20 protein-coding genes are annotated in these 23,707 nt (G+C 70.9%); 6 read left to right on the top strand and 14 right to left on the bottom strand.

Annotated elements, in window-relative coordinates; genetic code table 11:
* Window positions 1-112: 112 nt before the first annotated feature.
* Complete coding sequence (locus LXT23_RS05455; RefSeq protein WP_253978992.1) at window positions 113-1,186, bottom strand: lipase family protein; 1,074 nt, start codon at window positions 1,184-1,186, stop codon at window positions 113-115.
* A 148-nt stretch (window positions 1,187-1,334) separates the two neighbouring features.
* Between LXT23_RS05455 and LXT23_RS05450 the strand changes: the two genes are divergently transcribed.
* The 3 genes from LXT23_RS05450 to LXT23_RS05440 all read left to right on the top strand — a co-directional run bounded on the left by LXT23_RS05450 (window position 1,335) and on the right by LXT23_RS05440 (window position 5,577).
* Window positions 1,335-2,372, top strand: coding sequence for a synaptic vesicle VAT-1 family membrane protein (locus LXT23_RS05450; protein ID WP_253978991.1), 1,038 nt, complete (start codon window positions 1,335-1,337; stop codon window positions 2,370-2,372).
* Between the two features lie 114 nt (window positions 2,373-2,486).
* On the top strand, window positions 2,487-4,004 hold the full coding sequence (locus LXT23_RS05445; RefSeq protein WP_253978990.1) for an acyl-CoA synthetase: 1,518 nt from the start codon (window positions 2,487-2,489) through the stop codon (window positions 4,002-4,004).
* Window positions 4,005-4,224: 220 nt separating this feature from the next.
* Complete coding sequence (locus LXT23_RS05440; protein WP_253978989.1) at window positions 4,225-5,577, top strand: TraB/GumN family protein; 1,353 nt, start codon at window positions 4,225-4,227, stop codon at window positions 5,575-5,577.
* 7 nt (window positions 5,578-5,584) lie between these two features.
* Here the strand turns inward: LXT23_RS05440 and LXT23_RS05435 are convergent, their stop codons facing one another.
* The 4 genes from LXT23_RS05435 to LXT23_RS05420 all read right to left on the bottom strand — a co-directional run bounded on the left by LXT23_RS05435 (window position 5,585) and on the right by LXT23_RS05420 (window position 8,291).
* Window positions 5,585-6,079, bottom strand: a complete 495-nt coding sequence (locus LXT23_RS05435) for a DUF6644 family protein (protein ID WP_253978988.1) — start codon at window positions 6,077-6,079, stop codon at window positions 5,585-5,587.
* A complete protein-coding gene (locus tag LXT23_RS05430) occupies window positions 6,079-6,429 on the bottom strand; it encodes a DUF6152 family protein (protein ID WP_253978987.1) in 351 nt (116 codons plus the stop codon). The genes LXT23_RS05435 and LXT23_RS05430 overlap by 1 nt, the downstream gene beginning before the upstream one ends.
* A gap of 111 nt (window positions 6,430-6,540) precedes the next feature.
* Window positions 6,541-7,200, bottom strand: coding sequence for a TetR/AcrR family transcriptional regulator (locus tag LXT23_RS05425; protein WP_253978986.1), 660 nt, complete (start codon window positions 7,198-7,200; stop codon window positions 6,541-6,543).
* Window positions 7,200-8,291: a saccharopine dehydrogenase family protein gene (locus LXT23_RS05420; protein ID WP_253978985.1), complete on the bottom strand. Its 1,092-nt coding sequence runs from the start codon at window positions 8,289-8,291 to the stop codon at window positions 7,200-7,202. Before LXT23_RS05420 ends, LXT23_RS05425 begins: the two co-directional genes overlap by 1 nt.
* 128 nt (window positions 8,292-8,419) lie before the next feature.
* Between LXT23_RS05420 and LXT23_RS05415 the strand changes: the two genes are divergently transcribed.
* The gene (locus LXT23_RS05415; RefSeq protein WP_253978984.1) at window positions 8,420-9,121 is read left to right on the top strand and encodes a hypothetical protein; all 702 of its coding nucleotides are present in this window, start codon (window positions 8,420-8,422) and stop codon (window positions 9,119-9,121) included.
* A 21-nt stretch (window positions 9,122-9,142) separates the two neighbouring features.
* Here LXT23_RS05415 and LXT23_RS05410 read toward each other — a convergent pair whose 3' ends face one another.
* Window positions 9,143-9,526 carry a hypothetical protein gene (locus LXT23_RS05410; protein ID WP_253978983.1) on the bottom strand — a complete coding sequence of 128 codons (384 nt, stop codon included), beginning with the start codon at window positions 9,524-9,526 and terminating at the stop codon, window positions 9,143-9,145.
* A gap of 257 nt (window positions 9,527-9,783) precedes the next feature.
* Here LXT23_RS05410 and LXT23_RS05405 point away from each other — a divergent pair, with 257 nt between their 5' ends.
* Entirely contained in the window at window positions 9,784-11,478 is a 1,695-nt protein-coding gene (locus tag LXT23_RS05405) for a M1 family aminopeptidase (protein WP_253978982.1), read from the top strand.
* Window positions 11,479-11,493: 15 nt separating this feature from the next.
* Here LXT23_RS05405 and LXT23_RS05400 read toward each other — a convergent pair whose 3' ends face one another.
* From LXT23_RS05400 to LXT23_RS49555, 3 genes are all read right to left on the bottom strand, one after another.
* On the bottom strand, window positions 11,494-13,101 hold the full coding sequence (locus LXT23_RS05400; RefSeq protein ID WP_253978981.1) for a golvesin C-terminal-like domain-containing protein: 1,608 nt from the start codon (window positions 13,099-13,101) through the stop codon (window positions 11,494-11,496).
* Between the two features lie 129 nt (window positions 13,102-13,230).
* The gene (locus LXT23_RS05395; protein WP_253978980.1) at window positions 13,231-14,163 is read right to left on the bottom strand and encodes an RpnC/YadD family protein; all 933 of its coding nucleotides are present in this window, start codon (window positions 14,161-14,163) and stop codon (window positions 13,231-13,233) included.
* 58 nt (window positions 14,164-14,221) lie between these two features.
* On the bottom strand, window positions 14,222-15,877 hold the full coding sequence (locus tag LXT23_RS49555) for a methyl-accepting chemotaxis protein (protein ID WP_256560504.1): 1,656 nt from the start codon (window positions 15,875-15,877) through the stop codon (window positions 14,222-14,224).
* 644 nt (window positions 15,878-16,521) lie between these two features.
* Between LXT23_RS49555 and LXT23_RS05375 the strand changes: the two genes are divergently transcribed.
* Window positions 16,522-16,887 (top strand): helix-turn-helix transcriptional regulator, encoded by a 366-nt coding sequence (locus LXT23_RS05375; protein WP_253978979.1) that lies wholly within the window; start codon window positions 16,522-16,524, stop codon window positions 16,885-16,887.
* A 42-nt stretch (window positions 16,888-16,929) separates the two neighbouring features.
* On the opposite strand, the gene LXT23_RS05370 is transcribed toward LXT23_RS05375, so the two are convergent.
* From LXT23_RS05370 to LXT23_RS05350, 5 genes are all read right to left on the bottom strand, one after another.
* Window positions 16,930-18,456, bottom strand: coding sequence for a response regulator (locus LXT23_RS05370; RefSeq protein WP_253978978.1), 1,527 nt, complete (start codon window positions 18,454-18,456; stop codon window positions 16,930-16,932).
* Window positions 18,449-20,497, bottom strand: a complete 2,049-nt coding sequence (locus tag LXT23_RS05365; RefSeq protein WP_253978977.1) for a hybrid sensor histidine kinase/response regulator — start codon at window positions 20,495-20,497, stop codon at window positions 18,449-18,451. The genes LXT23_RS05370 and LXT23_RS05365 overlap by 8 nt, the downstream gene beginning before the upstream one ends.
* Window positions 20,494-21,198, bottom strand: a complete 705-nt coding sequence (locus LXT23_RS05360) for a hypothetical protein (RefSeq protein ID WP_253978976.1) — start codon at window positions 21,196-21,198, stop codon at window positions 20,494-20,496. The genes LXT23_RS05365 and LXT23_RS05360 overlap by 4 nt, the downstream gene beginning before the upstream one ends.
* A 6-nt stretch (window positions 21,199-21,204) precedes the next feature.
* The gene (locus LXT23_RS05355; RefSeq protein WP_323378780.1) at window positions 21,205-21,867 is read right to left on the bottom strand and encodes a cobalamin B12-binding domain-containing protein; all 663 of its coding nucleotides are present in this window, start codon (window positions 21,865-21,867) and stop codon (window positions 21,205-21,207) included.
* A 160-nt stretch (window positions 21,868-22,027) separates the two neighbouring features.
* Window positions 22,028-23,569, bottom strand: coding sequence for a sensor histidine kinase (locus LXT23_RS05350; RefSeq protein WP_253978975.1), 1,542 nt, complete (start codon window positions 23,567-23,569; stop codon window positions 22,028-22,030).
* Window positions 23,570-23,707: the final 138 nt, after the last annotated feature.

The raw sequence follows: 23,707 nt of genomic DNA, 5'->3' as shown, positions 1-23,707 counted from the left end.
CCCGGGACGGGCCGGCACGCTGCTGTTCGGAAATGTCGGGACATTTCGCGACGCAAAACCCCCGACATTTCCGAACAGTGACCTCCGCGGGCGTGCCCGTGCGCTCTGACGGCTACGGGATGACCTGGCTGCGCACCATGCTGTACTGCACGGCGGCCGTCAGGTCCTTCGAGTTGAAGTGGCCGTAGGGGTAGGCGGAGTACACCTTCTCGCCCGTCTGCCCGGGGATGCGGGAGGTGTAGTCACCGTAGACGACACCTCCGTAGCCGATGACCTCGTCCGCGGTGGAGTAGATGGAGTACCGGTGCGCGCCCTCGTAGCCGCTCGTGGAGCGCAGGTTGTTGAGGTACGCGGAGCGGCCCGTCACCACGCCGAAGTAGAGGTAGCCCGGGTACAGGCCGTTGGTGGAGCCGCAGGTGGGCGTCGTCGGGCCCGTCTGGTAGCAGGACGTCAGGCCCAGGTTGGCGCCGGCGATGCCGACGAAGGTGTCCACCGAGCTGGTGAGCGGCGCGCCCACGTAGTAGTCGCCGCCGGCCGCCGAGTCATTCGCCCAGCCTCCGAGGATGGCCTTGCGCGCCAGCGTCACGCCCATGGAGTGGGTGACGATGTCCACCTTCGCCGCGCCGGTGTACGCCTTCACCGCCTCGATGAACTTGCGCACCTTCATGACGTGGGCCTTCGAGTGGTACTGCGACGCGGAGCTCAGCGCGCTGGCCGGGCCCCACGTCGTCGCGTACAGCTCGCTCGTCTTGTAGCCCTTCGAGTGGAAGTGCTCGATGGACGCATTCCAGCCCGTCTGTCCCGCGGTGCCGGTGCCCACCGCCTTGTCCGAGTTGCCGTGGATGAAGATGACGGGCTGGTTCACCACGGTGTCGGTGCCGCTGGCCCTGCCGCCGTAGCTGCCGCCGGGCACGTCCGCGCGGACGAAGTCGTAGTCAGCGTAGCCGTTGTTGCTCAGCCACTGGCGGAAGTCCGCGGTGACGCCGGTGGTGGCCACGGCGGGGGACTCGGCGGTGCCGAGGTCTTCGTCTCCGAGCGCTTCGCCTCCGGGGGCTCCGCTTCCGGGGGCTTCGACGGCGGGAGCCTCGGGGAGCGTGGACTCGGGCTCGAGCCCCTCGCCGCAGCCGGTGGTGACAGAGCCGAGCAGCAGCGTGCCCGCGAGAGTGAGCGAATGCCGCAGACGCATGGACTTCTCCTTGGATTGTGGGGAGTGCGCGCGGAACGAAGACGTCCTCGTGCGCGAGACACAGTGTAGTGGCCGCGCGTGCGCACGTCTCATCAATCCCTGACATGAATGCGTTTGTCGCGTTGCGTCGCGTGATACTCACGGGGCCATGCGCGCACGCAAGGTCGTGATTCCCAAGGCGGGTGGGTACGAACAGCTCCACCTTGAAGACCTGAATCAGGTTTCACCTGGGGCCGGGGAGGTGGTGGTGGCCACCGAGGCCATCGGGGTGAACTATGCGGACTGCGTCATCCGCATGGGGCTGTACGCCTCGGCGAAGGAGTACGTGGGGTGGCCCATCACCCCCGGCTTCGAGTTCGCTGGCACGGTGGTTGCCGTGGGTGCGGGCGTGAAGGACCTGTCACCGGGGGCGCGGGTCTTCGGGGTGACGCGGTTTGGGGGATATGCGACGCACGTGGCGGTGCCGCGGCACCAGGTGTTCGCCCTGCCTTCGCGGCTCACGATGGAGCAGGCGGCGGGCTTCCCCACGGTGTTCCTCACCGCCTACTACGCGTTGTTCGAGCTGGCGCACCCGCGGCCGGGAGCGAACGTGCTGGTGCACTCGGCGGCGGGGGGCGTGGGCAGTGCGCTGCTGCAGTTGGGGCGCATCGCCGGGTGCCGGATGGTGGGCGTGGTGGGTGGGCCGCACAAGGTGGAGGCGGCGCGGGCGATGGGGGCGGAGGGGGTCATCGACAAGAGCCGCGAGGACCTGTGGAAGGCGGCGGAGGCGGCGGCGCCGCGCGGGTACGACGTGGTGCTGGATGCGAACGGGCCGTCCACGCTGCGCGACAGCTACAAGCACCTGGCGTCGCCGGGGAAGCTGGTCATCTACGGGTTCCACTCGATGCTGCCGCGCACGGGCGGGAAGCCGAACTACGCGAAGCTCGCGTGGGACTGGATGCGCACGCCGCGCTTCGACCCGCTGACGCTGACGAACGACAACACCAGCGTGCTGGCCTTCAACCTGTCCTATCTCTTCGAGCAGCGCGCCGTGCTGGAGGAGTCCATGGCGCGGCTGCTGGGCTGGGTGGAGGAGGGGAAGCTGGTGTCGCCGCAGGTGACGCGCTTCCCGCTGGACGCGGTGGCGGAGGCGCACCGCGCGCTGGAGTCCGGCACCACGGTGGGCAAGCTCGTGCTGGTGCCGTGACGAAGCCCGGCGAGGCGTGCGCTGTCGCTCCTGGCACGCGCGCCCCGCACCGTGCCCGGCCCCACCTCTCATGGGGCGGCACGGGGCCGGGCGGGTCGGCTAGCGTGCGGGGCCATGCCCATCGTCCATGACTGGCTGGCCCGCCGCGCCGCGCTCGACCCGGACCGCACCGCCCTCATCGATGCGAACCACGGCGAGCGCCGCATCTCCTACCGCGAGTGGGACGCCGCCGCCTCGCGCACCGCCGCCTTCCTGCACCACGCACTCGGCGTGGGGCGGGGAGACCGCGTCGCCGTGCTCGCCTACAACTGCGTCGAGTTCCTCGACCTGGTCTTCGCCTGCGCGAAGCTGGGCGCCATCCTCCAGCCGCTCAACTGGCGCCTCAGCGCGGCGGAGCTCGGCGGGCTGCTCGTGGATGCGGAGCCCTCCGTCCTCGTCTTCGGCCCCGAGTTTCGCGCCCAGGTGGACACCGTCCGCGCCCGCGCGCCCTTCGTGCGGCACTGGCTGTGTCTTGCCGAGCCCGGCCCCGGTGAGCGCGCCTTCTCCGAGCGCGAGGCCGCCTCGAAGGCCCCGCTCCCCAAGCTGGAGCTGGAGGCCGACGCGCCGTGGGTGCTCTGCTACACGGGCGGCAGCACCGGCCTTCCGAAGGCCGCGGTCCTCACCCACGGCTCCATCACCGCCAACGCGGCCAACACGGTGGTGAGCTGGGGGCTCGCCGCCACCGACGTGGCCCTGCTCAACGCACCGCTGTTCCATGCGGGAGGCTTGAGCGTCTTCACCACGCCGCTCGTCTACGTGGGCGGCGCCTCGGTGGTGTGCCGGAGCTTCGACGTGGACGGCGTGTTCGACCTCGTCAACCGGGGCGCGGTGAACCTGGTGTTCGGCGTGCCCACCATGTTCATCGAGATGCAGCGCCACCCGCGCTTCGAGGCGGTGGACCTGTCGCGCCTCAAGCTGCTCATCAGCGGCGGCGCGCCGTGCCCCGCGCCTGTCTTCGAGCGCTTCTTCGCGCGGGGCGTGGACTTCAAGACGGGCTACGGCCTCACGGAGGCGGGCCCCAACAACTTCTGGCTGCCCCCGGGCGAGGTGCGCCGCAAGCCGGGCGCCGTCGGCGTGCCCCTCTTCCACGTGGAGGCCCGCATCGACGGAGAGCAGCGGCCGGGCGACGTGGGCGAGCTGCTCCTGCGCGGGCCGCACCTGTGCGCCGGCTACTGGCGCCGCCCCGAGGACACCGCGCGCACCTTCGCCGACGGCTGGCTGCACACGGGGGACCTGGCCAGCCGTGACGCGGACGGGTGCTTCCGCATCGTCGGCCGCAGCAAGGACCTCATCATCTCCGGCGGGGAGAACATCTATCCATCCGAGGTGGAGAGCGTCCTCGCCGGCCACCCCGACGTGGCCGAGGTCGCCGTCATCGGCGTGCCCGATGCGAAGTGGGGCGAGACGCCGCGCGCGCTCGTCGTCCCGCGCCCCGGCACCGCCCCCACCGCCGAGGCGCTCATCGCCTTCTGCGAGGGCCGGCTCGCCCGCTACAAGACACCGAAGTCCGTGCGCTTCATCGACGCCCTCCCGCGCACGTCTCCCGGCAAGGTGGACCGGCGCGCGCTCGCCGCCGCGCACGGCACGCCCTGAGGCCGGAGCCGGCCAGCGTCTGGGTCCACCCGACTGCCGTGCGCGGCGAGGTCCCCTGCAAGGTCTCCGCCCGGGTCGCGGCTGCCACCAGCGCCCGCCTGGGCAGCCGGGGGCCCACGAAGCCGGAAGGGGCACCAGCCCGCCCTGGTGCCGGGGGCGGGGAGGGCGATATTCACGGAGCGCTCCCCTGTTCACGGGGAGCCCCGTGCTTGGAGCCCTCATGCTCTTCTCCCTGCGTCTCCTGGTGGGCCTCTGCGGCGTCATGGCGTTGACAGGGTGCGCGAGCGCCCCGCGTACCGGAGAGGGGCCGGCGCTGCCCCGCCGGTTCGCCCAGGCCCTGCAGGTCCCCGTGGAGGAGACGCTGGCCGCCGCGCGCCAGCTCCTGGTGGAGGGGGGGTACACCTTCGAGGGCGCCCAGGACCCGGGTCAGCTCCTCACCGACTGGAGGGCTCCGAAGGGGCAGGCGGGCGCCACCCGCTCGCGCTACCTGGTGACGGGCATCTCCGTGGGGCCCCTGCGCTCCGTGGTGCGCGCCTTCCGCATGACGGAGGGCAGCGGTGGCGCCATCTCACGGGAGCGGGACTTCGCGCTGGAGGAGAAGCTGGGCCTGCGGCTGGTGTCCGGCGCTTCCTCCGGTGTGGCCCGGGGCCGGGCTCCGGCGCTTCCCCCCGCCACGGCGGTGCGGGAGGAGCACTTCTACCTCACGCGCTGGCAGGAGGAGCCGCGCTGCCCGAGGAAGGTGCGGGGCCTGAAGGAGCTGCTGAAGCCGGGGTTGATGATGCTCATCGGCGAGCAGCTCGGCTCGCGCGAGGCGCCCCAGGTGGTGGGCGACCTGGTGTGCCAGGCGGCCGAGGCCGGCCAGTCCGTGGCGCTCGGCCTGTCCATTCCCAGGGACGAGCAGGCGCGCATCGACCGGTATCTCGCCAGCGCCGGGACTCCGACGGACCAGGACGCGCTGCTGGAGGGGCCCTTCTGGCGGAGGCCCTACCAGGATGGCAGGAGCAGCCGCGCCGTGTTCGACCTCATCGACCGGGTGCGCGCCATGCGCGAGCTGGGGCTGCACGTTTCCCTGGTGGCCTATGACACGGACGAGGTCCACGGCAGCGAGCGCGACGCCGCGCTCGCGGACGTGTGGCTGAAGCGCCATGCCGCGCGGCCGGAGGAGGTGCTCGTCGTGCTGGCCGGCAACACCCACGTGCGCACCGTCACCGGCACGCCGTGGGACAAGGACTTCACGCCCATGGCCCACCACCTCCAGAAGGCGCTGCCGGAGCTGCGAGCGCTGGAGCTGGGGTATGCGCAGGGCAAGCGGTGGGGCTGCGACCTGGACGTCTGGAGCCGGCTGGACTGCCGGATTGTCACCGCCGCCCCGGAGCCCCGCGTGACGGACACTCCGGGCCTCAGCCCCTACGTGCGCCTCTATCCCTCGCCCACGGAGGAGGGCTACCAGGGGCTGCTCTTCGTCGGGGAGCTGTCGCCGTCGCGCCCGGCCATCGAGGTGCCCCCCAAGCAGGAGCAGCCCGCGCGCGAGCTGAAGCCCTCCACGCCGCCGCCGCGTCCGCCCAACTACTGATGCGGCGTCAGAGATAGGCCAGCAGCCGGCCGCAGGTGATGACACCCGTCCAGAGGAGGACGGAGAGGACGGCGGCCACGCGCGCGGCGGGAGGTATCGCGGCGTCCGTGTCCCAGTCCCGGACCGAGCGGAAGACCCCGCGGTGGAACAGCGCGGCGTTGAGCCCCGCGAGCAATAGCAGCGCGAGCTTGAGCCCGAAGACGGGGCTGCTTCCCAGCTGCGTCGCCTGGGTGAGGAAGAGGAGCGCGCCGGACGCCGCCGCTACCGCGAGGCCGCGCCGGGCCCAGGGCAGCAGGTGTGCGGCGAGCTCCGTCACGGGGAGCCGGCGCGAGAGGCCGAGCAGGCGCAGGTCGAACATCACGGCCGCGCCCACGAGGACGACGAAGCCGAGGATGTGGACGGTCTCCAGCAAGGGGTAGAGCAGGGGCTCGCGGCGGAGCACGTCCGCGAGCCAGGTCGATTCCAGCCAGCCGAGCCACCCGCGGTCGACCGGCTTCGACATCAGCGCAGCTCCACCGTCTTGCCTCCCGCGGTGATGCGCTCGGCGCGCAGCTCATCCTTGGTGGTGCGGTGGGGATAGCCCTCCACTGTGACTGTGGCGCCCTCCTTCAGCGCGCTCTTCGGCAGGCCGCGGCTCTCCATCCGGGAGGGCGGCGCGAGGACGACGTGCCACTTTCCTTCCCTGGCCTCCAGGTCGACGTAGCCGTGCGGGTTCTCGTAGCCGGATGCGCGGATGACACCCGTGAGCTTCATGGTGCGTTCACTGTCGTAGCTGCTCCAGCCGTGGTGCGCGAGCGCGCCCCCGGAGATGCACAGCGCCGCGAGCGCGCCGGCCCAGGTCGAAGTCCTCATCGTCGTGCCTCCTCTCCTGGGGAAACCCCGCTTCAAAGGCCGGGCCTTCATTCATGGCGAGCAGGCGGGCGGGCGGCTGCCGGGGCGTGTGCGCGGGGAGCGCGGGCCGGGTCAGCCAGGGCGGGGCCGCGAGGCCTCCTCCAGCAGGGCGCGCAGCTCCTGCTCCAGCCCCGGCACCGAGGCGCCGCGCAGTCCGCCCCCGCCACGGAAGAGGGACAGTCCCTCGAAGAACGCCACCAGCAGCGCCGCGCGCCGCTCGCGCCGGGCCGGAGGGAGGTCGGGCGCGAGCTCACCCAGCAGCTCCACGAGTCCCGCCCTGAAGCCGCCATAGAAGACGGCGAGCGCGTCGGCCACCATCGCGTCCCGCGCTGCCATGGCCCACAGCTCCGCGAAGAGCTGGCAGTGGCGTGGCGACTCCTGGTCCTCCAGCAGCGCATCCAGCGCGCGCCGGAGCCGCTCCTCCGGCAGGGCTCCCCCGCCGTCCACGCGCGCCCGCACCCGGCGCGTGGCCTCCTCCAGGTAGCGCGCGAGCAGGGCGCGCACCACGTCCTGCTTCGTGGGGAAGTAGTACTGAAGGTTGCCCACGCTCAGGCCCGCGCGCCGCGCCACCTCGCGCAGGGTGAGCCCCGCGTAGCCGTCCCCGACCAGCGTGTCGGTGGCCGCCTCGAGGATGGACTCCACCCGCTCGTGGCCCTTGGCATGGACCGCCGTCCCCTCGCGGGGCCGCGCGGAGGGAAGCCGTGCGGACTTTGCTCGTGGAGTGCGTGGCATCAGGCCGCCTCCCGCTGGAGCTGCTCCTCGACGCGCACCTCCACGCCGCAGGCCCGCAGGGCCGCCAGCGCGTGCTCGGCGCGGGGCTCGTGCTCGGGGAACCACACGCCGGCCGGGGGCGGGGGCGCGCCATCCAGCCCGAGCAGGCGCTCCACGCCCAGCAGCGCCCCCACCGCCGTGAGGTGCGCCTGTCCCCGCGGGTCCACGACCTCGATGCGCGTGCGGCCCCGCGCTCCTTCCACGTCAGCCACCCACGCCGCGACACCGCCCGTGCCATTGCTGGCCATGAGCGCGCGGCGCAGCCGGGTCAGGCGCGGGTGCTGGAGCAGCTTCACGACTCCGAGCCGCTGGAGCGCCGCGAGCAGCCAGGTGACGGCCCCCGAGTCGAACCCCAGCCGCGTCGCCACCGTCCTGGCGCCCAGCACCACTGGCAGCGTGGCCTGCTCGGGCGTGTCGAGCCGGAAGACGCGCGTGTGCCGCCCGTCGGAGAAGGTCACCCGCCGGCCGTCCGTCAGCGGCACCACCCACCGCTCTGCTCCGCCTTCCGTCACCTCGAAGGACAGCCCCAGCCGGTCCATGTACTCCAGCGAGTCCGGGCCGGCTGCGTCGGTGAGCGAGAAGCGGATGCCCACCTCCACGCGCTCGAGGCGCCCCAGCCGTGGCGCCGACGCGGCGACCAGCCTGGGCACGAGCCCCGCCATCCACGCGGAGCTGAGCAGCACGGGCGCGCGGGAGGCCGTCCCCGCGAGCCGCAGCACCGCCGTCTTCATGCGCGACGTCCAGCGGGTGATGTCGAGCACCGGCACTCCGTCTCGCGCGGCCGACAGCAGGAGGCGGTCCTCCGGGTCGTTGACGAGCGACACGACGGCCCGCGGCCGCGAGGCCAGTCCGGCCAACGGACGCTCCGCGCGCACGTCCAGCACCGCCGCCTCGGCCCCGCCGAGCTGTCCCGCCAGCAGCTCGGCGGGCTCCCTCCGACGTCCGGCGATGACCAGCGGCAGGTCCGGATGCCGCTCCCGCAGCAGCCGGGCGAGCTGCGCTCCCACCACGCCATAGCCCCCCACCAGCACGACGCTTCCCTCGGACTTCATTCCGCTCTCCAGGCCCCGGCGCGGCACGGCCACGCCCGTTGAACCTGGTTATAGGTCGGTTGACCTATAATTTCATGGCAATCGACTTTGGGGCTCCCGGTCTCACTCCCAGGGGTAGGCTGCGCTTCGTGACGACCGACAGACTCGACGACCTTGGCCGGGAGACGACCTTCGCGGAGCTCCACTCCCGCCTCCACCTTCACCGGTGGGAGGGGGAGCTCCATGAGTTCGAGCGCCCCAACGGCCCGCCTCCCGGCAAGCTTCGCATCATCGACGGGGGCGTCGACGGCTCCGGAGACATCGATACGGGCAAAGGCCCCTATGTCGTCCTGGTCGACGGTTCCCTCAAGACGTCCGGCCACCTCGACCTGTGGACCTACGAGTATCTCCCCGGGCTCGTCATCGTCCGGGGAGACGTCCATGCGCGCACGCTCTCGTTCGGCAACGGGGCGCGGGTCTTCGTCGAAGGCTCGGTCTTCGTGGACGAATGGCTCTTCGGCCAGTACGGGGACCACAACGCCGTCCTCAGCGCCACGGGTGAGCTCCGCGCGAGGGCGAGCTTCCTCGGGGCGACGGCCTTCTTCTATGCGGACGGAGGGGTGCGCTCGCTGGTCTACGCGCCGCGCGGAGGCTGGGAGACGCTGGAGCCGGACATCGAGAACGAAGGGGAAGGGGACGGAGGAGGCTTCTTCGACCCGGCGGTGCTCGACCGCTATGGCGACCTCGACTTCCGCCTGGCCATCCAGGCCGCCCGCGAAGGTCGGCCCCTGTTCCTGCCCGGCGTCGAGGAGCGCTTTCCCGCTCGGCTGACCTCACGAAAGACGAGGTAGGGCTCTGCCGTCCGGTGAAGGTCAGCCCTTCGCGCCCACGCGGATGGCGGAGAAGCCCGAGTCGGGGTCGTTGCCCGTCATCTCGAGGCGACCGCGGATGGCCCATTCGTGCTGGGCGTAGTGGCCCATGAAGGAGGGCTCGACGTTGGACGGCAGGCGCACCTGACCCTCGAACACCTTCGTCTCGTTGGGAGCAAGCGTGAAGGTGGGGGCAATGGCGAACTGCTGCTCGAAGCTGGTGTACGAGCTCTTGCTGGTCTGAAGGCTCACGCCGCTCTGCGTGCCCGAGGGCAGGCGCACCGTTTCAACGGCACGCAGGTCCACGAAGACGCCGCCTGACTTCACCTGCGCGCCGGCGGAGCTGACCGTGAGGCGCACGGAGACGACGTCTCCGGGAAGTGCCACGCTGGGCTCGTATTCCAGGGAAACGCGCGCTGCGCCGCCCGATACCGTGTGTGCCGCGTTCTTCAACTTGTCGAGCAGTCCCATGTCCGCACCCCTCTGTGTGATGAGAGAAGGCGGGCAGCCCGGCTTGGGCGTTCCGTCTTCCCTCCAGGGGTGATGCGCCCGGGCTTCGTTGTGATGCCGTCGTCACCCGCTGTGAGCCTGCGTGCCGCGGCTGGATGGCCTAACCTCCTCGGCGCCTTCCCTGGAGTGCATCTGTGTCCTCGACGCCGTTTCCCTGCTGGATGCGCAAGCTGTGTGTCGCCGCGGCGCTCGCCACGCTCTGCCTGGCCGCGGCCGGCTGCGATGACGAGGCGCCCCCTGTCGTCCTTCCTGGCGAGATTCCGGCCAACGTCCGGGCGTATCACTACGCCTTCGACCTCGGAACACGCGAGGCCCGGTCGACGGCCTATCTCGACGTGGCGGCTCCAGGCGGAGACTGCGTGACGCTGGATGCGCCCACGGGAGTCAGCGAGCTCCGCTGGAATGACACCGCCCCCGCTCATGTCGAGCCGGTGGACGGCTCGCTCCGTGTCTGCGGTGAGCCCCTCTCCGAGGGGCAGCTCGCACTCGGAAGCCGCTTCCTCGTCCCGGAGCAGACCTACGAGTACACGCCCGTCGGCTTCTCCCGCACCCAGGACTCCGCGGGCAATCCCTTCTCGTACCTGCTGGGCTGGGTCGAGCAGTGTGACCGGTTCGGCCCGTGCAATGACGCGCCCGCGAGCCAGGCCCATTTCGTCTTCGACGTGGTGCATGCCGACGGCGAACACACGCTGTGCCCGGGCCGGCGAACCCAGGTGAGCGTGACCCGGACACGCTGCGAGCTGCTGGAGACTCCCGCGCCCACCTACTCCGCCTTCGCCATCGCCTCGAACCCCGGCTGGAGAAGGTCGGAATGGCTCGACGTGGATGGCACGAAGCTCATCTTCTTCGAGACCCAGGGTGGCCGGCTCGCCACGTCACTCTCGAAGGCGGACATCGCCGACTTCCTGAGGTGGATCCAGGGCCTGCTGGGCCCGCTTCCCTACGGACCGGAGCTGCGCATCGCGGGGGCGCCGACCCAGTGGCTGGGCATGGAGCATCCCGCCAACATCATCCTGCGCGACACCCTGCCGGAGCTCCCCAACAGGGAATATGCGGACATGACGCGCCATGTCCTCATGCATGAAATCGTCCATCAGTGGGCGGGGAACCGCATCACCCTGGAGCGCGCGAATGACTTCTCCTGGAAGGAAGGCATCGCCGAGTACCTCACCTATGTCCATGAGCTGTCGAAGTGGCCGGCGGATGCGGCCAGGACACGGGCGCACTGGGACCGTGTGGCACGCACCGCGCTGCACTACCCCGGGACATCCGACACGCCGGTGCCCTTCCTGGTGTTCGCGGGAGAGACGTATGGCACCGGCTCGATGCTCTTCTTCGTGCAGCTCGAGGACCTGCTCCCCGGGGGGCAGGCCTCCATCGTGCGGGCCATCCAGGACTTCCTCTCCGGCCCTCCCGGCGCACGCAGCGTCGCGGACCTGCAGGCAGCGCTGGAGCGAGAGTCAGGAGAGGACCTGGACGACTACTTCGACGCCTGGGTCCATGGCACGGGCGAAGCGGACTGGCCCACCTTCCAGGCGGACGCCGTTCGAAGCGACGGAGCGCTGAGGCTGACGGTGACGCAGTCGGCCCTCCAGCCTGGAAAGGTCTACCCGGTCAAGGTGGTGATTCGGCTGAAGGGGGCCACCCAGGTGCTGGACGTCGCCGTCGACTTCGGGCTGCATCCCACGACGGGCACCCTCACCGTGCCCGTCGTATTCTCGGAAGAGGTGACCTCGATTGGCTTCGACCCTGACAACCGGGTCGTCAGCTGGAATGTCAGCGCCAGCCAGTTGCCGCTGGAGGCGCCGCCCCAGCATTGGATCTTCTAGCGGCCTGGCGCGGGACTACCGGATGCGGACGGCGTCCGCGACGACATAGCCCGCGGCCCCGGTCCACCGGCTGACCTGCACCTTGTTCCAGCCCGCGGAGAAGTTGAAGGTGCCCAGGGTGTTCCAGTTGCCGCCGCCCGTCTGCTGATTCACGTACACCGTGCCCAGCTTGGTGCCGGACGCATTGAACACGTTGAAGGGCGCCTCGGTGGAGCGGTCCGTGGCCGAGGTCCACCAGCCATCCACGGTCTTGGTGGCCGCCGCCGGCAGGTTGAACCAGAACGTCACCGGCTCCGACACCGCCGCGGTGGGGGCCACGTAGTAGCCCGAGCCGTAGTAGCCGCCCACGTTGGTGGAGGAGACCCAACTGGTGCCCGCCAGCTCGACGTAATACTTCGAGGTGTCGTTGTTGGCGTTGTTGCTGTCGATGATGGTGCTGGAGGTGGTGTCCCCGCAGTACGACTTCACCTTGTTGATGTACGTGGTCCACGGCCAGTTGGGACCCGGGTCCGTGCGGTTGTAGGGCTGCAGCCGGCCGTGCGCGACGATGTGGTAGCTGTCGCGCACCACCGTGCGGTCCCGGGTGATGTCGCACGTGAGCTTGGCCGAGGCGTCAATCTGCCCCGCCGGGAAGGACGACTGGCTGGCGTAGCCCGCGTGCTCGATTCCCACCGAGAAGTTGTTCACGGAGGACCCGTTGAGGCCGCAGCTCACGTTGCCGTTGAGGGTGCAGTCGTAGGAGGCCGCCACGTGCCAGCCGCGGTCCGTCTCGCGCAACAGCTGGGTGATTTCGCTGCCGCTCTCGTTCACCGTGTAGTGGGCGCTGACGTCGGAGTCGGGGTTCACCTGCCAGCTCCAGCAGCCCGAGTAGCCGCCCTCGCAGGTGTGGATGACGACCATCGAGATGTCGGTGCCCGCGGGACGCGCGTTGTAGTTGCTAGAGGGGCGCCAGATGGAGGCCGCGTAGTCCGGGCCCGCGGCCATCGCCTGCACACCGGGCGAGGCGAACCGGGCTTCGACTTCGGCGGGGGACAGCGACACGGCCACCTGTCCGTCGGGCGTGTGCGCCACGGCGCCCTCGCGCATCACGCTGTAGACGGATTGGTGGACGAACTGCGTCTGCGCGTCGGGATTGGAGATGCCGCTGAGCTTCACGGCGGCCGGGGCCCACGCGCCCACGTCGGAGCGGTCCACCTGCAGCTCGTCCGCGTATGCGGACAGCAGGGCCGCGGCGGCCCGGATGTTGGCCTCGGGCTCGGTGCGTACCGCTTCTTCGGTGCGTCCGGTCAGCCGCGCGCCCTCGGAGACCTGGGAGCCGCGCAGGGCCATCAGGCCGTGCGCCGGGGACAGGCCCGGGAACTCCTCATGGCCCTTCACCATCTCCCACCGCGTCTCGGCGTAGGCGTAGGCCTTGAGCAGGTCGACCGGGACGTCGAACTCCCTGGCGGCTTGGGCGAAGGCTTCGTCCAGCGCGTACGGGGTGCGCTCGGCCTCGCGCTGGGCGGGCGTGCGCGAGTCCTCGACGGCCGCTGGCGTCTCGGGAGGAGGCGACTCCTGTGGACCACAAGCGACCAGGGACAGCGCGGCGGTCAGGGTGGCCAACGGCTTACGGAACGGATGCATGCACGGCACTCCTTGGGGGAGAGGAGGTGAAGTGACAGCTCCGGCTCCTGAGACAGGGGCGGGAGGTCCTTCTTATATCCCAAGGAAGTCGTGTTTTGCTTGGAGTTCAGCGATGGCGGAAATGGGTGTTCAGTGTCCCTGTGGGCTGACTGCGGCGAGCAGGGCCCTGGCGGCAGCCTCCGGTTCGCTGAAGGCCAGCTCGACAAGCTGCTCCAGGGTGGTGGCGTCCATCTGCGTGAGGCGTTGTTCGGCTTCAGGCGGGAGCACGAGCTTCCGGGCCTTGGCGAATTGCAGCAACGTCCGGGCACGCTCCTGGATGCGCACCTGAGCGGATATCTGAGCGGATATCTGAGCAGATATCTGCGCGGATACCTGAGCAGATATCTGAGCGCGCAACTTCACGCGTTCCTCGGCCAGCAGTTCTTCCCAGATAGGTGAATCCAGCATGACGCTCCTCAACGACTGGCTGAGCCACTGACTGCCAAACCGACGGGCGGCCAAGGCGCCCAGCACCACGAGCAAGTCTAACCGCTCCTCCTCGGTCAGGCTCGCCTCCTGGCGCAAGCGGGTCTCGGCCCAGGTCGCCCGCTCGGGTCCAGCCGTCTGCTCCATGACGGAGAGAGCAAGGAGGGCGGGTTTCTGGAGGGTGGGCAGGGAGAAGTCCACCTCCCACAGCCGCACCACCAGGAAGTCGAACGAGAGGACCCGCCGGCCGGCGCAGGCGAAGGTGTAGGGCGGGGGTGCTCCCTCCGCCTCGGGAAGCAGGTACAGGGCGACGGGCAGCACCGGGAGGCCTTCGCGCAGGTGCGCGCGCACCGCGTAGTCCAGCAGCCTCCGCGAGAAGCCCGCCTCCGGTTGGGCCTGCACCTCTACTTCCACGGCGAAGCGCTCGCCCTGGGCCTCCACGATGAGCAGCGCATCCGCGCGCCGCTCGGACTGGGGCAGGCTGGTGTCGGCGGCACGCACCAGCGTGGGCGCGTTGGGGCCGAAGAGCAGGAGCAGCAGCTGGTCGGGATGCCCCTGCACCAGCCGCCGCAGTATCAGGTCATAGACGGACGCCATGCGACGTCCAGGGTAGCCAGGGGTCTGATATACCCGAGGGGATGGGCGCACTCCCTCCTCAGCTGCGCGGCGTGTCTCCGGGCTGCTGCGCCGTGAAGCGCGCGGCCAGCTCCTTCAGCCGGGACGCCCTCGCGCGCAGGTCGTCCACGGAGCGCGCAATCTGCTGCACCCCGGCCACCGACTCCGTCGAGCGCACCGATAGCGCCTGGATGCGCCCGGCGAGGCTCTCGCCCGAGGCGGACTGGCGCGTGTTCTCCTCCGCCATCCGCTCCACGTGCGCGCCAATCTCCCGCACTCCGGCCACCAGGCGCTCCAGCGCGTCACCCGCGGCCGAGGACAGGCCCATGCCCTCGCGCACCTTCGCCGTGCCCTGCCGCATCAGGTCCGCCGCCGCCGCCGTGTCCGCCTCGCTCTGGCCCAGCAGCGACTGCACCTGCCCGGCCGCGTCGCGCGTGCGGGTCGCCAGCTTGCGCACCTCGCCCGCCACCACCGAGAAGCCCTTGCCGTGCTGGCCCGCGCGCGCTGCTTCAATCGCCGTGTTCACCGCCAGCATCTGCGTCTCGTCCGCCACCTGCTGGATGAGCCGCAGCATCTCCCCCGTCACGCGCCCCGACGCCTGCAGCCGCGCCACCGTCTGCGCCGAGCGCTCCACCACCTCCACGATTTCCACCATCTTCCGCGAAGCGTGGCCCACCGCCGTCCCACCCTCGCGCGCCACCGCGCCGTTGTCCGCCGCCGTCGCCGCCGCCGTGCGCGCCGCCTCCGCTCCCTGCGACACCCGCGCGCTCATCCCCTGCACCGCCTCCGCCGTGCGCTGCAGCGACTCCGACTGCTCACGCGTGGTGAGCGACAGCGTCTCCGCCGACGTGCGGATGCGCTCGGCGTCCGCCGCCGTCGCGCCCGCCGCCTCCACCAGCGCCCCCACCACCTCGCGCAGCCCCGCCACCATGGTGTTGAAGGCCTCCGTCAGCCGGCCCACCTCGTCCGTGGACTCCACCTGCACCCTCACGGCCAGGTCTCCGCGCGTCACCCGGTTCGCCGCGTCCGCCAGCGCCCTCACGGGCTTCACCACCCGCCGCGACACGTATGCGCCCGCCAGCACCGCCAGCATCAGCGCGCCGCCCACCGCCAGGAGGATGCGCCGGCGCACCGCCGCCACCTCCTTGTCGATGTCCTCCACGTACACGCCCGTCCCCAGCACCCAGCCCCACGGCTTGAAGAGCTTCACGTAGCTCTCCTTCGGAATGGGGTCCGGAGAGCCCGGCCGCGTGGCCTCGTAGGCCACCGAGCCCTCGCCCTTCGCGCGCGCCAGCGTGACGATGTCCACGAACACCGGCCGGCCGCGCACGTCCCGGTAGCCCTTCAGGTCCTTGCCCAGCATCGCCGGCAGGTGCGGGTGCATGATGAGCCGCGTGTCCAGGTCGTTGACCCAGAAGTACTCCACGCCCGAGTAGCGCAGCCGCTCCAGCAGCGCGGACGCCTGCGTCTGTGCCTGCTGCCGCGTCAGCGTCCCGGCCCGCTCCTGTGCCTCGTACGCCTCCAGCACCCCGTAGGCCGTCTCCACCGCCTGACGCAGCCCGCGCACCCGGTCTTCGCGCAGCTGCTCGCGGAGCTGCGGCAGCACGTAGCCGAGGATGACGATGAGCAACGGCAGCGCCACGACGCCCATCGCCACACAGAGCTTCACCAGCAGGCTGCGCTTTCCAAGCGACATCGCTCGCCAGCGTAGCCCTCCTGCCCGTGTCGCGCTCAGGCTCATGGGCCCGGCTCCCCGCCTGGCACCACGCGCCGTTCCGATTCGGCGCAGCCGTGCACACCCGGCGTGTGGTGCGAGCAGGTCCGCCGTCGCCCGCCTGCTCGCTCCAGGGCACGCGGAGCCGGGGCTGGACGGAGAGGGCGCGTGCCCGTGCCGCGAAGAAGTGCCCCGGGCCGAGGCGCCCTGGCGGGCCGTGGCCCCGGAGCCGAGGCTCCGCGGATGGCTTGCGACGCGGATGGGATGTGTCACACCGCTGCAGCGGCCCGGCTGGCTCGGGAGATCCACCTGCCGGGAGCCCGAGCCAACCCTCCGGGGAGGAGCCGGCGGCAGGACTTGCCGGAGCCGTAGGAAAGTTGCCGCCCAACGTTATAGGTCGTCCACGCTCCGGAGCCCTTCCCCGTGCGGGAGTGACTCCTGGAAGCCCCGCCAGAGGGGTGTTCCGTCGAGGAAGCCGTGCGCCCGGCGCGGGGGGCCGAACCCCCGGAGTTTCCCTCGGACACGGTGACCCTATGGGTGAACAACTTGAGACTGACCCGGCAAGTTCTGTCTGTCTGCCCCCATACGTCCTATGCCAGCGGCCAAACGTTTCGGGTCGGTAAGGCATGGACAAGAAACTCGCAACCACCATCGGAGCAGCGGCGCGCGCCGCCCGGACCCGCCTGGAGCTCACGCAGGCCGACGTCGCTGAACGCATTGATGTGGCCACCGAGGTCTACGGCCGTCTGGAGCGCGGCGGCATGCTGCCCAGCGTGCAGACGCTGCTGAAGCTGTGCCACGAGCTGCACGTCTCCGCGGATGAGCTGCTGGGCCTGGCCTCGCACGGCGCCGCCGCCTCGCGCGCCGCGGAGCCGCCGCCCTCGCCCCAGGAGCGGCCGGAAGTCCGGCGCCTGCTGCGCACCGTGCGCCAGCTGGACCCCTCCAAGGTGAAGCTGCTCGGCCTCGTGGCCAACGCGCTGGGACGGCGCTGAAGCGTGCCTCCCGCCGAGGGCCGCGAGGCGGCCCTCACCGCCTCACAGGTTCGACAGGACGCGGTCCAGCTCGTCCGGCTTCACGGGCTTGACCAGGTGCAGGTCGAAGCCCGCCTTCAGCGCCCGGTCCTGCCCCTCCGGGCCGCCGTAGCCCGTAATCGCCACCAGCCGGATGCTCGTGCCCACCCGTGAGCGCAGCTCCTGCGCCACCCGGTAGCCGTCCATCCCCGGCAGGCCGATGTCCACCAGCGCCAGCTCCGGCGCCTGCGTGAGCGCCAGCGCCACGCCCTGCAGCCCGTCCGGCGCCACCGCCACCTGGTGGCCCCACAGCTCCAGCAAGTCCCTCATGGCCTGGCGCGCGTCCGAGTTGTCCTCCACCAGGAGGATGCGCCGCCCGCGTCGCGCGTCCACGAGCTTCTTGCTGTTCGCCGACTCGGCCAGGTCCGACAGCAGCGGCAGCCGCACCACGAACTCGCTGCCCCGGCCCGGGCCCTCGCTGTGGGCGAGCACCTCGCCGCCGTGCATCCGCACCAGCTTGCGCACCAGCGTCAGGCCGATGCCCAGCCCTCCGCGAGAGCGCTCCAGCGAGGTGTCCGCCTGGGCGAACAGCTCGAAGATGTAGGGCAGCACGTCCGCGGGGATGCCGATGCCGGTGTCCTTCACCCGCACCACCACCCGCGCCGAGCCGTCCACGCCCTCCTTCTCCACCCGCAGGGAGATGTGGCCGCTGTCGGTGTACTTCGTCGCGTTGTCGAGCAGGTTGGTGAAGACCTGCTCCAGCCGGGTGCCGTCCGCGTTCACCCACAGCGGGCCGTGGGGCAGGGATATCTCCATGCCCAGCCCGCGGGACTCGGCCTGCTGGCGGCTGACCTGGAGCACCTGCTGGAGCACGGCGAGCAGGTCCAGCCGGCCGGTGCGCAGCTCCACCTTGTCGCGGGTAATCCGGCTCACGTCGAGCAGGTCGTCCACCAGCCGCGCCAGGTGGTTCGTCTGCCGGTGGATGATGCCGCGCATCCGCGCTTCCTTGGCGTCGTCCGTGGGCTTGCGCTCCAGGATGCCAATGGCCGTCATGATGGCGGCCAGCGGGTTGCGCAGCTCGTGCGCGAGCATGGCGAGGAACTCGTCCTTGCGCCGGTCCATCTCCACCAGCTCGTCCGCGCGCAGGCGGGCGGCCTGCTCCGCGTGGCGCAGGCGCAAGAGCGACTTCACCGTGGCGATGAGCTCCGCGGCCTCGAAGGGCTGGGTGAGGTACGCGTCCGCGCCGCCATCCAGGCCGCGCACCTTCTTGTCCGACGTGACGAACGTCGCGGACGTGTGCAGCACCGCCATGGACGCGGTGCCGGGGTTGGCGCGCAGCCGCTCGCAGACCTCGTAGCCGCTGATGTCCGGCAGCTTCACGTCCAGGATGATGACGTCCGGGCGGTGCTGCTCCGCCATCAGCAGCGCCCCCATGCCGGTGGCGGCCTCCAGGACCTTGTAGCCCGCCATCTCCAGGATGCGGTTGACGAGGTAGCGGTTGGCGTCGTCGTCGTTGACGTTGAGGACGGTGGCCAGTCGGGGCTCAACCACGGCGGCTACCCTCCAGCAGGGAGTGGGAACCCAGGCCTGCCTTGGCCAGGGCATCGCGGATGCGCGTAATCGCCACCTCGCGGCTCAGCGTGTGCTTGGCGAGGATGGCGGCCGTCTCCCGGGCCAGGCGCGTGCGCTCGTCCTCCTTCAGCTCGTGCGAGGTGTGGAGGATGACGGGGATTTCCCGCGTGCGAGGGTCCGCCTTCAGCTCGTCCAGCACGTCGAAGGCGGTGATGTCCGGGAGGACGAAGTCCAGGAAGATGAGGTGCGGGGCCTGCTCGCGCGCAATCTGGACGCCCTGCTTGCCGCCGGAGGCCTCCAGCAGCACGTAGGGCAAATCCTTGAGCAGCTGCTTGAGCAGGTAGCGGTGCACGTCGTCGTCGTCGATGAGGAGCAGCCGCTCCACCGGCCCGCTGCGCGCCATGGCCTGGAGCTTCTTCTGCAGGCGGACTTCATCCACCGGCTTGAGCCAGAACTCGTCGGCGCCCAGCGCGCGCGCCTTCTGCTCGCGGTCCGTCACGGTGACGACGAGCACGGGGATGTCCCGCGTGGACTCGCCGTTCTTCATGTCCGCGAGGAAGTTCCAGCTCGTCTCCCCCTCCAGCATGACGTCCAGCACCATGGCGGCGGGGCGCACGCGCTCCAGCACGCGCCGGGCCTCCTCCGTGCTGCGCACCGGCAGCACCTGGAAGCCGGAGCGCGCCAGGTACTTCTCGTAGAGGAAGAGCGTCTGCCGGTCGTCCTCCAGCACCAGCACCGGGGCGCGGGTGGGGTCCAGCTGCTGACTGCGCGTCGTCAGCCCCGTCATCTCCGCCACCTCCGTGTGGACGCGGGGGAGGGTGACGGTGAAGGTGGCCCCATGGCCCAGGCTGCTCTGCACGGTGAGGGTGCCGCCCAGGAGCTCCGTCAGCTTGCGCGCCAGCGGCAGGCCCAGGCCGGTGCCCTTCACCTTGCGCTGCAGCGGGCTGTCCACCTGGGAGAACTCCTCGAAGATGCGCTCGTGGTTCTCCGGGGCGATGCCGATGCCCGTGTCCTGCACGGTGAAGATGACGGTGTCGCGCGGGCCCGGGGTGACGGCCACGGTGACGTGGCCGGACTCGGTGAACTTCACCGCGTTGGACACCAGGTTGCGCAAGATTTGGCTCAGCCGGGACTCGTCCGTCTCCAGCTCCAGCGCCTCTTCGGGCTCCACCAGCCGCAGCTCCACCGGCGAGTCCGGCGGCAGCAGCGGCTTCATCATGCCGCGCAGCGCGCTCAGCACGTCGCGCACCACGAAGCGGCTGTGGCGCAGCGTCGTCTTGCCGGCCTCCATCTTGGAGAGGTCCAGCAAATCATTCACCAGCTCGAAGAGGGCTTCCGCGGAGTTGCGGATGAACTGGACCTGCTTCTCCTGCTCGCCGCTGAGCGTGCCGTTGATGGGGTTGAGCAGCACCTTGGACAGCCCGAGGATGGAGTGCAGCGGGGTGCGGAACTCGTGGCTGACGTTGGCCACCACGCGGCTCTTGATTTCGGAGGCGAGCTGGAGGCTCTCCGCCTTCTCGTCGAGGGCGGTGTGGAGGACGCGCACGCCGCGGTTGGACTCCTCCAGCTCGCGGTTGAGGCGCGTCAGCTCCTCCGCGCGGCGCTTGAGCTCGCGCTGCTGGCGCTCCGTCTCGCGGTGGAGGGTGGACACCTCGCTGAGCGAGGCGCTCACCTGGTTGAGGGCGTTGCCGTAGTCCTCCGGCACCAGGCTGCCCACCATCAGCACGCCGCCCTCATGGGGCCGCGCGCGGAAGGCGAAGGTGGTGGGTGAGTTGTCCCTGCAGAGGATGAGCTCCCAGCCCTCCACCCGCTCGTCGCGGGCCTGGACCAGCAGCTTGTCCACCTTCTCCTCGGCGCCCTTCGCCGCCAGGCTGCGCAGCGTCTGGCCGGGCGTGGCGGAGAGCAGCGCGTGTGCGCGGGCATCCACCCAGGTGAGGGTTCCGCCGCTGTCGCAGGCGAACGCCACCTCCCGGCTCAGGTCGTCGAAGAGGCCTACATCGGGGGAGGCAAGGTGCCTCATGAACGGGTCTCCTCCCAGGACACGCCCGCGGTGGCGAGCAGCGTCCGGGCTTCCGGGTGCCGGGGGCCCAGCACAGCCTTCAACATGCCGAGCACGCTGGGAAATGCCAGCAATCCAAAGCCGCGCCGCGGCCAGAAGCCCACGTACCAACGCACATGGTCCCCCATCAGCTCGGGCCGGCCCGACGCGAGCGCGTCCGCGAGGTAGGACAGGTGCAGCCGCAGCTCGTCCTCCAGGCGCGGGCGGTCCTCGGGGATGATGTAGAGCGTCAGCCGCGACGCGGCGGCGCGGGCCAGCTCCGGGGCGTCCTGCTCCAGGGCGTGGGCGGGCCCTTCGGTGTAGCGCAGCGCATGGCGCGCGGCGGCCACGTAGTCATGGGGCTCGGTGCCCGGGCCCCAGCCCTCCGCCGCGAGCGCCGAGGCCAGCCCCGCGAAGTGGTCGTCGAGGTGGCGCGTGCACATGCCGCGCGAGACGAGCAGCGTGCGCAGCCAGCGCGCGTAGCCCTCCATCACGGAGGGCTTGCGCTCGTCCAGGGCCTGCACGAGGTAGCGGACGTGGAAGAGGGCGTCCTCGTCGCCGAAGCGGCGGGAGCGCTCCAGGCCGTAGCGCGCCTCCCAGAAGGGGTCCTTGTACAGCGCCTCCACCGAGGCGGAGGCCAGTCGGTTCGCGCGGCCCTCCACGGTTCTACTCAGCGGCTCCATCGTGTTTCAGACTCCCAGGGTCCGGCAGGCGGAGGCCACGAGCTCGCGCGCGTCCCTGCCGAAGAAGCTCACGCCCAGCTGCTCCTCGAGGATGGGCGCCCAGCGGAAGGCCAGTCCTCCCACGGCGATGGGGATGCCTGGCAGCGCCTCGCGCGCATGGGCCACGGCCTCGCGCAGCTGGGGAAGGTGGTACGTCATCGTCACCGACAGCGCGAGCAGGTCCGGCCGCACCTCGCGCAGCATGCGCGCAAGGTGCTCGGGCGGGACGTTGGCGCCGAGGAAGCGCACGTCGAAGCCCGCCATCTCCAGGAAGTCGCTGGCCATGCGCGGCCCCATCTCATGCAGCTCGTCCTTCACGCACGCCATCATCACGACCTTGCCGTTGTCCGGATCTCTTGGCAGGTGGCGGTACAGGTGTGCGAGGGCGAGCTGGGAGATGGCGGTGGCCAGGTGCTCCTGCGCCACGGAGATGATGTTCTCCTGCCACAGCCGGCCGATTTCATACTGCGCCTCCTGGATGACCTCCAGGTGCAGCACCTGGAGCGGCACGCCGCGCAGCAGGCCCTCATCCACCAAGAGACGCAGGGCCTCCTTCCGGTTGCCGGCGAGCTGCGCTGCGACATACCGCTCGCGCAGGGAGGTCAGGGAAGGTTCGGTGTCGGGGAGCACGGGCGTGAAGGACGCGGGCAGGGGGCTGAGGCTAGTCGTGAACGCACGGTAGTAAGGAGCCGTTTCTCAGTTACAGCGAAGCCACCCCGTTTTCATCGCCCACCTGACACTGCTCTGCCCTGCGGAGGGGTGCTCGCCTGCCTGGCTGGCGGTAGTTTTTTCAGGACCGCCGGGGCAGGCGGACGGTGAAGGTGGTTCCCTGCCCGGGGGCGGAGGCGAGCTCCACGGTGCCGCCGTGCGCGTCCACGAGGTGGCGGACGATGTAGAGGCCCAGCCCGACGGAGCGGCTCGCGGTGTGGGTCTCCCCCGCGCCCCGGTGCATGGGCTGGAACAGCGCCGCGCGGACGCCTTCGGGGATGGGGTCGCCCGCGTTGTGGACGGACAGGGCCCACTCCGCCTCGGTGCCCCGGGCGCGCACGATGACGGGCGTGTCCGGCGGGCTGTAGCTGAGCGCGTTGGAGACGAGGTTCGTCATCACCTGCGCCATGCGGTCCGCGTCCCATTCGCCCTGGCCCTCGCCCGTCAGCTCCAGCCGCAGGTCGCGGTCCGCGTGCGCCACGCGCAGGTCCTCCACCACGTTGCGCGCCACGTCGTGCAGGTCCGCCATGTCGCGCGCCAGGGCGATGCCTCCGCCCAGCCGCGCCTGCGTGAAGTCGAGCAGGTCCCGAATCATTCGGCTCGCCCGCTCACCGCTGGCGACGATGCGCTCCAGGTGCCGCTTCACGGTGCGCTCCTCCAGGCCGTCGCGGCGCAGCAGCGTGGACGCGGCCAGGAGCATGACGGAGAGCGGGTTGCGCAGGTCATGCGAGACGATGCCGATGAGCTGCCGCTCGAAGTCCACGCGCCGCAGCAGCTCCGAGCCCAGCCGCTTGCGCTCGGTGATGTCCTTGGCCACGCCGATGAAGCCCAGCGCCTGGCCGTCCTCGTTGTTCAGCACGGTGGTGTGGATGTCCACCCAGACCTCGGCGCCATCCTTGCGCCGCCCCTTCCACTCGCCCCGGTAGTCCTCCCCTTCGCGGATGCGCGCGAGGTCTCCCGCGGCGGCGCCGAAGTCCTGCTCCGGGTACAGGCGCATGGGGGACTCGCCCAGCATCTCCCCGGCCGTGTAGCCGAAGAGGACCTCGGCGCCGTGGTTCCAGTGGGTGATGCGCCCGTGCAGGTCCGTCACCACCACGCTGTCTCGGACGTTGCGCAGGATGATGGCCTGCTCGCGCAACTGGGCGTTGGCGCGCTCCAGCTCGGCGCGCGTCGCCCGTTCGACTTCGAGGAGGCGGGCGCCCTCGCGGGCGACCTCGTACACCCGCAGGAGCGTGTTGAGGGTGGCCAGCAGCTCGGCGGGGTCCACCGGGGCGACGAGGTAGCTGTCCGCGCCCCCCTGGAGGCCCTCCACCCGGTCCATCGTCGAGGTGAAGGACGAGGAGAGCTGGATGATGGGGATGGAGGCCGTCGCCGGGTCCGTCTTCAGCCGCCGGCACACCTCGAAGCCCAGCATGTCCGGCAGCTTCACGTCGAGCAGCACCGCGTCCGGCAGCTCCCGGGCGCGCCGCAGCGCCTCCTCGCCGGTGGCCGCCTCCACCGCGGCGAAGCCCGCCCGGGTCAGCGTGACGCTGAGGAGGTAGCGGCTCGGCTCGTGGTCGTCGACGACCAGGATGCGAGGGGCGGGGCGGACTGCCGGGCGCGTGCTGTCGGGAACCATCGGCATGAAGGATTACCCGCCTGCCTCCTCGTTTCTTCCTCGTCCGCGGGACTCTGTCGGATGGTGGTGAGTGCAGGTGCGCCACGGGGGGCGGACACCGGGCGGGCGGCCGGGCGAGAGGGGTGGCCCGGGCGGAAGAAACAG

This window comes from Pyxidicoccus xibeiensis (assembly GCF_024198175.1).
GTDB lineage: Bacteria > Myxococcota > Myxococcia > Myxococcales > Myxococcaceae > Myxococcus > Myxococcus xibeiensis.
This window is presented reverse-complemented; position numbering and strand designations above follow the sequence as displayed.

Excerpts from the sequence above, each read along its gene's own strand:
- LXT23_RS05455 (WP_253978992.1), bottom strand. The coding sequence starts at position 1,186 with ATGCGTCTGCGGCATTCGCTCACTCTCGCGGGCACGCTGCTGCTCGGC.
- LXT23_RS05450 (WP_253978991.1), top strand. The coding sequence starts at position 1,335 with ATGCGCGCACGCAAGGTCGTGATTCCCAAGGCGGGTGGGTACGAACAG.
- LXT23_RS05445 (WP_253978990.1), top strand. The coding sequence starts at position 2,487 with ATGCCCATCGTCCATGACTGGCTGGCCCGCCGCGCCGCGCTCGACCCG.
- LXT23_RS05440 (WP_253978989.1), top strand. The coding sequence starts at position 4,225 with ATGCTCTTCTCCCTGCGTCTCCTGGTGGGCCTCTGCGGCGTCATGGCG.
- LXT23_RS05435 (WP_253978988.1), bottom strand. The coding sequence starts at position 6,079 with ATGTCGAAGCCGGTCGACCGCGGGTGGCTCGGCTGGCTGGAATCGACC.
- LXT23_RS05430 (WP_253978987.1), bottom strand. The coding sequence starts at position 6,429 with ATGAGGACTTCGACCTGGGCCGGCGCGCTCGCGGCGCTGTGCATCTCC.
- LXT23_RS05425 (WP_253978986.1), bottom strand. The coding sequence starts at position 7,200 with ATGCCACGCACTCCACGAGCAAAGTCCGCACGGCTTCCCTCCGCGCGG.
- LXT23_RS05420 (WP_253978985.1), bottom strand. The coding sequence starts at position 8,291 with ATGAAGTCCGAGGGAAGCGTCGTGCTGGTGGGGGGCTATGGCGTGGTG.
- LXT23_RS05400 (WP_253978981.1), bottom strand. The coding sequence starts at position 13,101 with ATGCATCCGTTCCGTAAGCCGTTGGCCACCCTGACCGCCGCGCTGTCC.
- LXT23_RS05395 (WP_253978980.1), bottom strand. The coding sequence starts at position 14,163 with ATGGCGTCCGTCTATGACCTGATACTGCGGCGGCTGGTGCAGGGGCAT.
- LXT23_RS49555 (WP_256560504.1), bottom strand. The coding sequence starts at position 15,877 with ATGTCGCTTGGAAAGCGCAGCCTGCTGGTGAAGCTCTGTGTGGCGATG.
- LXT23_RS05375 (WP_253978979.1), top strand. The coding sequence starts at position 16,522 with ATGGACAAGAAACTCGCAACCACCATCGGAGCAGCGGCGCGCGCCGCC.
- LXT23_RS05365 (WP_253978977.1), bottom strand. The coding sequence starts at position 20,497 with ATGAGGCACCTTGCCTCCCCCGATGTAGGCCTCTTCGACGACCTGAGC.
- LXT23_RS05360 (WP_253978976.1), bottom strand. The coding sequence starts at position 21,198 with ATGGAGCCGCTGAGTAGAACCGTGGAGGGCCGCGCGAACCGACTGGCC.
- LXT23_RS05350 (WP_253978975.1), bottom strand. The coding sequence starts at position 23,569 with ATGCCGATGGTTCCCGACAGCACGCGCCCGGCAGTCCGCCCCGCCCCT.